General features: G+C 73.7%; 6 protein-coding genes. 4 read left to right on the top strand and 2 right to left on the bottom strand.

What is annotated here, in order from left to right; translation table 11 throughout:
• Nucleotides 1-75: 75 nt before the first annotated feature.
• The gene (locus ACSNOG_RS31390) at nucleotides 76-489 is read right to left on the bottom strand and encodes an ankyrin repeat domain-containing protein (RefSeq protein WP_058047705.1); all 414 of its coding nucleotides are present in this window, start codon (nucleotides 487-489) and stop codon (nucleotides 76-78) included.
• A gap of 341 nt (nucleotides 490-830) precedes the next feature.
• Here ACSNOG_RS31390 and ACSNOG_RS31385 point away from each other — a divergent pair, with 341 nt between their 5' ends.
• Both ACSNOG_RS31385 and ACSNOG_RS31380 read left to right on the top strand, forming a co-directional pair.
• Nucleotides 831-1,025: a hypothetical protein gene (locus tag ACSNOG_RS31385; RefSeq protein WP_058047788.1), complete on the top strand. Its 195-nt coding sequence runs from the start codon at nucleotides 831-833 to the stop codon at nucleotides 1,023-1,025.
• 107 nt (nucleotides 1,026-1,132) lie between these two features.
• On the top strand, nucleotides 1,133-2,722 hold the full coding sequence (locus ACSNOG_RS31380) for a hypothetical protein (RefSeq protein ID WP_436756100.1): 1,590 nt from the start codon (nucleotides 1,133-1,135) through the stop codon (nucleotides 2,720-2,722).
• Nucleotides 2,723-3,226: 504 nt separating this feature from the next.
• On the opposite strand, the gene ACSNOG_RS31375 is transcribed toward ACSNOG_RS31380, so the two are convergent.
• Nucleotides 3,227-4,756, bottom strand: a complete 1,530-nt coding sequence (locus tag ACSNOG_RS31375; RefSeq protein WP_436756099.1) for a PLP-dependent aminotransferase family protein — start codon at nucleotides 4,754-4,756, stop codon at nucleotides 3,227-3,229.
• A 194-nt stretch (nucleotides 4,757-4,950) separates the two neighbouring features.
• Between ACSNOG_RS31375 and ACSNOG_RS31370 the strand changes: the two genes are divergently transcribed.
• On the top strand, nucleotides 4,951-5,634 hold the full coding sequence (locus ACSNOG_RS31370) for a YczE/YyaS/YitT family protein (protein ID WP_436756098.1): 684 nt from the start codon (nucleotides 4,951-4,953) through the stop codon (nucleotides 5,632-5,634).
• A 256-nt stretch (nucleotides 5,635-5,890) separates the two neighbouring features.
• Nucleotides 5,891-6,265, top strand: coding sequence for an RNA polymerase-binding protein RbpA (locus ACSNOG_RS31365; protein WP_004948858.1), 375 nt, complete (start codon nucleotides 5,891-5,893; stop codon nucleotides 6,263-6,265).
• Nucleotides 6,266-6,328 lie beyond the last annotated feature (63 nt).

The raw sequence follows: 6,328 nt of genomic DNA, 5'->3' as shown, positions 1-6,328 counted from the left end.
GGCCGGGAACCTCGTACTGGCCGCGACCGGCCGGGGCGCCGCGGGGGCCGGGGGCGCCGCGCCGGCACCCCGGGCTCACTCGCCCCGGAAGAGCTCCAGCAGGTCCTGCCGGCCGAACACGCCCGCGGCCTCGATGGCCGAGGGCGCCCCGGCGGCCGGGTCGGCGCCGTGCGCCAGCAGCGTGCGGACGACCTCGTCCTCGCCCTTGAAGACGGCGCCCGCGAGGGGCGTCTGGCCGCGGTCGTTGGCCCGGTTCGGGTCCGCCCCGCGCTGCAGGAGGGCGGTGACGGCGTCGAGGTGGCCGTGGTAGGCGGCCAGCATGACCAGGGAGTCGCCGCGGTCGTTGGTGAGGTTGGCCGGCACGCCCGCGTCCACATAGGCGGCGAGGGTGTCGGTGTCGCCGTGGCGCGCCAGGTCGAAGACCTTGGCCGCGAGCTGGAGCACCTCGGGGTCGTGGGCGGGCTCGGTCTCGGGGGTCTGCTCGGTCATGGTCTGCGGTCCTCCGGTTGGGCGCCTGGACAGCACGCGATGTCGGTGTAGTTCCCACCCTATGTACGGTCGCGGGGCGGTGTCCGGCAGGCACGGACGCGCCCGTTCGGGTGAATCGGGAATCGCTCGGCCGGGAGTCGCCGCCCCTGGCCGGTTTCGAGCGCCGGACTGCCGCCCGGGGCCGCGGGCAGGCGGTTTGCCCCTCCGCGGGCGACGGTCCGCCCCTTGCCGATCACGGCTTCCGGCCGGTGATCGAACTGCGATGTCCTTTTGTCGCATTAATACTTTCTGTGAGTCTTGAGGAGCTCATGGTGAACCCCTCGACCACTCAGGAGAACGTCATGATTCTGTCCATCTCGGGTGTCGTGCTGTTCGGCATCATCGTCTTCCTGTTCTTCCGCAAGGACAGCCTGAAGGCCAGCCACGCCATCGTCTGCGCCCTCTTCGGCTTCTACCTCTCCAGCACGGCCATCGCGCCCAGCATCAGAGCGGGAAGCGCGAGCCTCGCCGGGCTCCTGGGCGGCCTCAAGTTCTGACCCCCGCCCCCGCGGCCCGCCCCGCACCGGCCGCGCTCGCCGCGCTCGCCGCGCGCCTCCGCGCCCGTTCCGCACCCCTGGACGCCCCTCTGCAGGAGGAGACCGACGTGGATCCACGACAGCTCCCCCGCAGCCTCACCGACAGCCGGCGCGTCGCCCGCGGACACGATCTCGCGCGCACGGCAGCCGACAGCGCGGCCGACATACTCCACCCGCTGATCGTCATCGCGCGCGGACTGCGCGCCCTGGCGGCCGGCGCGTGGCGCAAATGGGCGCAGACACCGGGCGACCGGCGCGGCCCCACCCTGCTGCTGGTGGGGTCGTGCATCGCCATCGTGGTGCTCGTGCCGTACGGGCCGCCGCTCGCCGGCGTCACCCTGATGACGATGGCGGCCTGGGCGGGCCGCGACCGCGGACCCGCGCACGAGACGGCCGTCCGCGGGAGCGAGGGCGAACGGCTCCAGGCGCTGTACGAAGCCCTGGTGCCCTACCTCTCCGTCCCCGAGGACCCGGCGCCGCTCTACGCCTACGACGGCGACCGGGACGAGGCGTTCACGTCCTACGCCTTCGACCACAGCGGCCGGCTGATCTCCCTGGAGCTGCGCTACCCGGCCTACTTCACCGACGGAGAACCCGAATCCCGGGCCAGGATCGAGCAGTTGCTGCAGATGAAGGCGGGCCGCGGGCGGGAGTACCGGTTCGACTGGGACGAGGAGGCCAACCGCCTCGCCCTGCACGTCCTGCCGCCGCTGCCCACCGACGTCTTCGCCCAGCGGTTCGTGACGGCGCCCGGCGAGAGCGTCCTCGGCTTCACCGACCCCGGGGCCGTGCACCGCACGCTGCCCGTCCTTTACGGCACCGACTGCCGCGACGAGCCGCCGGTGCTGTGGCGCACCGGCCAGCGCTCCACCGAGCCGCACCTGCTCGTGCTCGGCCGGCCCGCCGCCGGCACCAGCACGCTGCTGCGTTCGCTCGCCCTGCAAGCCCTCCAGCAGGGCGACGTCCTGGCCGTCGACGGCAGCGGATCCGGCGAATTCGCCTTCCTCCGGGGGCAGGACGGCGTCCTGGCCGTCGAATCCTCGCCCGCCGGGGCGCTCGCCGCCCTGGAGTGGGCCTCCCACGAGACCGAGCGGCGCCTGCTCACCGCCGACCGCGCGCGGCGGCAGGGACACCAGACGCCCGAGGACGTCCGGCGCCCCCTGTGGATCCTCGTCGACCGGCCGACCGCGCTCAGCCACCTCGCCGCGACCGAAGGCAGGACCGATCCGCAGGAGTTGCTGCAGGTGCCGCTGCGGCACGGGCGGATCGCCAACGTCACCGTCGTGGTCGGCGACCACCTGGACGACGCCGCGGGGCCGAGCGCGTCGCTGCTCTCCGAGCCCGTGCTCACCCACACGCGGGCCCGCGTGGTCCTCGGCGCCGTCACCGCCGACCAGGTGCGCTCCGTACTCGGCGCCCCGCCCCGGAGCACCCCTCCGCCGGAAACCCCGCCCGGACGCGGTTACGCCCGGCTCGGCTCGGGCCCCGTCCACCGCGTACAGGTCCCCGCGACGCCCGACCCGTACGACGAGGACACGCCCGAACGCGAACGCCAGGCGATCCTGGCCCTCCTACCGAACGGCCCCGGGCCGGCCCGCACCGCCACCGCCGACTACGACACGGGCGACCCGGGCCCCCTGTCCATACAACCCACGTAGCCGGACCCGCACCGCACACCCCTCCCCTCACGCCGACCCGGCGGCGCCAAGCCCACCCGAGCCGGGCCCGGCACCGCCGAACACGTTGTCGCCAATTGCTCACCGTTGCGGCGGAAGGAACAGCGGCCTCGCCGCACCACTCCGCACCCCCGGAATCGACTCACCCCGCCCGCACTCTTACCCCCGCCGCAACGGCGCCCCACCCCCACGACGCAGCCCGGCGGTGCCACGCACACCCCAGCCCGGCCCGGCACCGCCGAACACCTCGGCACCAATTGCTCGCCGCCGCGGCGGAAAAGAGCAGTCGGGCCACCCGGCAGACCGCGCAAACACGCCCGCCGCAACGGCGCCCCACCCCCACGACGCAGCCCGGCGGTGCCACGCACACCCCAGCCCGGCCCGGCACCGCCAAACACCTCGGCACCAATTGCTCGCCGCCGCGGCGGAAGAGGGCGCCCGGGAGGCCGTATGGCGCCGGTGGCGGCCGAGGGTGCGTGGTGGCGTTTACGCCACGTACGTGCGCGGAGCCTCCACCGCGGCCGTGGCGCCGGTGGCCACGAGGCGGGCGGCCTCCGCCAGGCGGGACGCGGCCTCTTCCGCGACCGCGCCGGTGACGGTGAACGGCAGGCGGACGTAGCCCTCGAAGGCGCCGTCGACGCCGAAGCGGGGGCCCGACGGCACGCGGACCCCGAGCCGTTCGCCCGCTTCGGCGATCCGCGAGCCGGACAGGCCGCCGGTGCGCACCCAGAGGGTGAGTCCGCCGCGCGGCACGGTGAACTCCCACTCGGGCAGGTGGCGCCGGACCGCCGCGACGAGCGCGTCGCGGCTCTCGCGCGTCATGGTCTGCCGCATGGCGACGGCCGAGTCCCAGCCCTCGGTGGTGAGCAGCCAGGTGACGGCGAGTTGTTCGAGGACGGGCGTGCCGAGGTCGGCGTAGGCGCGGGCGGCGACGAGGCTGCGGATGACGTCCGGCGCGGCCCGGACCCAGCCGATGCGCAGGCCGGCCCAGAAGGACTTGCTGGCGGATCCGACGGTGATGACGGCGTTGCCGCCGGGGTCGAAGGCGCAGACGGGGCGCGGCAGTTCCAGGCCGGGCTCCAGGCAGAGGTCGGCCATGGTCTCGTCGGCGACGAGCAGCGTGCCCGCCGCGCGCGCGGCCTCGACGAGCTGCCGGCGCTGTTCCTCGGTGGCGAGGGCGCCGGTGGGGTTGTGGAAGTCGCCGATGACGTAGGCCATGCGGGGGGCGGCGTCGCGCAGCACCTGGCGCCAGGCCGGCAGGTCCCAGCCGCCGAGCCCGTCGGCCATGGCGACGGGCACGAGGCGGGCGCCGGCCTCGCGCATGAGCTGGAGGACGTTGGCGTACGAGGGCGAGTCGACGGCGACGCGCTCGCCGCGGCCGGCGATGAGCCGGCAGATGGCGGCGACGGCTCCCATCGCCCCCGTGGTGATCATGATCTGCTCGGGCATGGTGGGCACGCCGCGGGCGGTGTAGCGGTCGGCGATGGCCTGGCGCAGGGCGGGCAGGCCGGCGGGGTAGTCGCCGTGGGTGGCCGCGTAGGGCGGCAGCTCCTCCAGCGCGCCCTGGACGGCGCGGCCGAGCCAGGGCTCGGGCGCGGGCAGGGCGGCGCAGCCGAGGTCGATGACCGAGCCGGCGGCCTCCGGCGGCAGGGGGTCCAGGGCGCGGGTGGGCAGGGGGTTGCCGGCGGGCACCGCGGTCCAGCTGCCGGCGCCGCGCCGGGATTCGAGGAAGCCCTCGCTGCGCAGGGCCTCGTAGGCGGCGGCGACGGTGGTGCGGCTGACGGAGAGGGCGGCGGCGAGCTCCCGCTCGGCGGGCAGCCGGGCGGCGACGGGCACGCGGCCTTCGAGGACGAGCAGGCGGATGCCGTCCGCGAGCGAGCGGTAGGCGGGGGCGCGGCGGCCGCCGAGCGGTGTGACAGTGCCGCGGCCGCCACCGCCCTGGGCCTCGCGGTCGCGCTGCGAGCCGAGGAGGCGGGCGAGCTTCTGCGCTCCCACCGATGAGGTCCAATGACTCATCTGAATCGGTCCACCTTCCGAGGATTGGCCATGGATCTTGCGTCCACCTGTCTCCCAGACTGTCACGTGGCAGGCCACTTGCACCACTGCGAGTGGCCGCTACTCGTACCGTCCACGCCGCCCCGGGCCGCCCTCGGGGGCGTGCCGCACGTCAGGAGGAACCGTTGTCCGCATCAGGGGGACCGTCGGGAGAGGTGTCGGAGGGGGCTTCGGAAGCGGCTCCGGGAGGGGCTCCGGGAGGGGCGTCCCTCGCCCGCCGGCTGCTGCAGCTCTACATCGGCCTCGCGCTCTACGGGGCGAGCGCGGCGCTGCATCTGCGGGCGGGGCTGGGGCTCGCCCCGTGGGACGTGCTGAACCAGGGCGTCGCGGAGCACACCGGACTGTCGATCGGCACGGCGTCGATCACGATCGGCGCGCTGGTGCTGCTGCTGTGGATCCCGCTGCGGCAGCGGCCCGGCCTGGGCACGGTGTCGAACGTGCTGGTCATCGGCCTGGCCCTGGACGCGACGCTGAGCCTGGTGCCCGATCCGCGGTCGCTGTGGATACGGATCCCGCTGCTGGCTTTCGCGGTGGCGCTGTGCGCGGCGGCGACGGGGCTCTACATCTCGGCCCGGTTCGGCCCGGGCCCGCGCGACGGGCTGATGACGGGGCTGCACCGGCGCACGGGCCGTTCGGTGCGGCTGGTGCGCACGTGCATCGAGGTGGTCGTGCTGGCGACGGGCTTCGTGCTCGGCGGCTCGGTGGGCCTGGGAACGGTCTTCTACGCCCTGTCGATCGGCCCGCTGTCGCAGTTCTTCCTGCGCCTCTTCGCCCTTCCGGAGCCTGCCGCTCCGGCTCCCGTACACCCGGCCGGGCGGGAAGTTCCGGACCTGGTTTAGGCCTGGATGAAGCGGGCCGGTAGTGTACGCCTTCGACCCACCGAACGAACCGTTACTGCACGCTAAAGCGACAGAAACACAGGGTGACATCCGTTGCCAGATGTGACAAAACGGGCGTTGGTGGGTACAACAAGGGGCGGCACGACGGGCGACGCATGTCCCTCAACGGGAATCTTCACCGCCGACCGGACGTTGACCGGATGACGACGACAGCGACACCTGTCCTGTGGGCGACTAAGCCCGGGAGGCACGATTCATGAGTGAGCGAGCTCTCCGCGGCACGCGACTTGTGGTTACCAGCTACGAGACCGACCGCGGCATCGATCTGGCCCCGCGCCAGGCGGTGGAGTACGCATGCCCGAACGGCCATCGATTCGAGATGCCGTTCTCGGTAGAGGCGGAGATTCCGCCGGAGTGGGAGTGCAAGGCGTGCGGCGCCGTGGCACTCCTGGTGGACGGCGATGGTCCTGAGGAGAAGAAGGGCAAGCCTGCGCGTACGCACTGGGACATGCTCATGGAGCGGCGTACCCGCGAGGAGCTGGAAGAGGTGCTGGCCGAGCGGCTGGCGGTCCTTCGTTCCGGCGCCATGAACATTGCCGTTCATCCGCGGGACACCCGCAAGTCCGCCTGACCGGCGGGAGCTATTGCAGTTTGTATGGACAAGGGCCCGGGCCACTGCGTGAAGCAGTGGCCC

Origin of the sequence: Streptomyces sp. URMC 124 (assembly GCF_051386455.1) — a bacterium.
In the GTDB taxonomy this organism is placed as follows: domain Bacteria; phylum Actinomycetota; class Actinomycetes; order Streptomycetales; family Streptomycetaceae; genus Streptomyces.
This window is presented reverse-complemented; position numbering and strand designations above follow the sequence as displayed.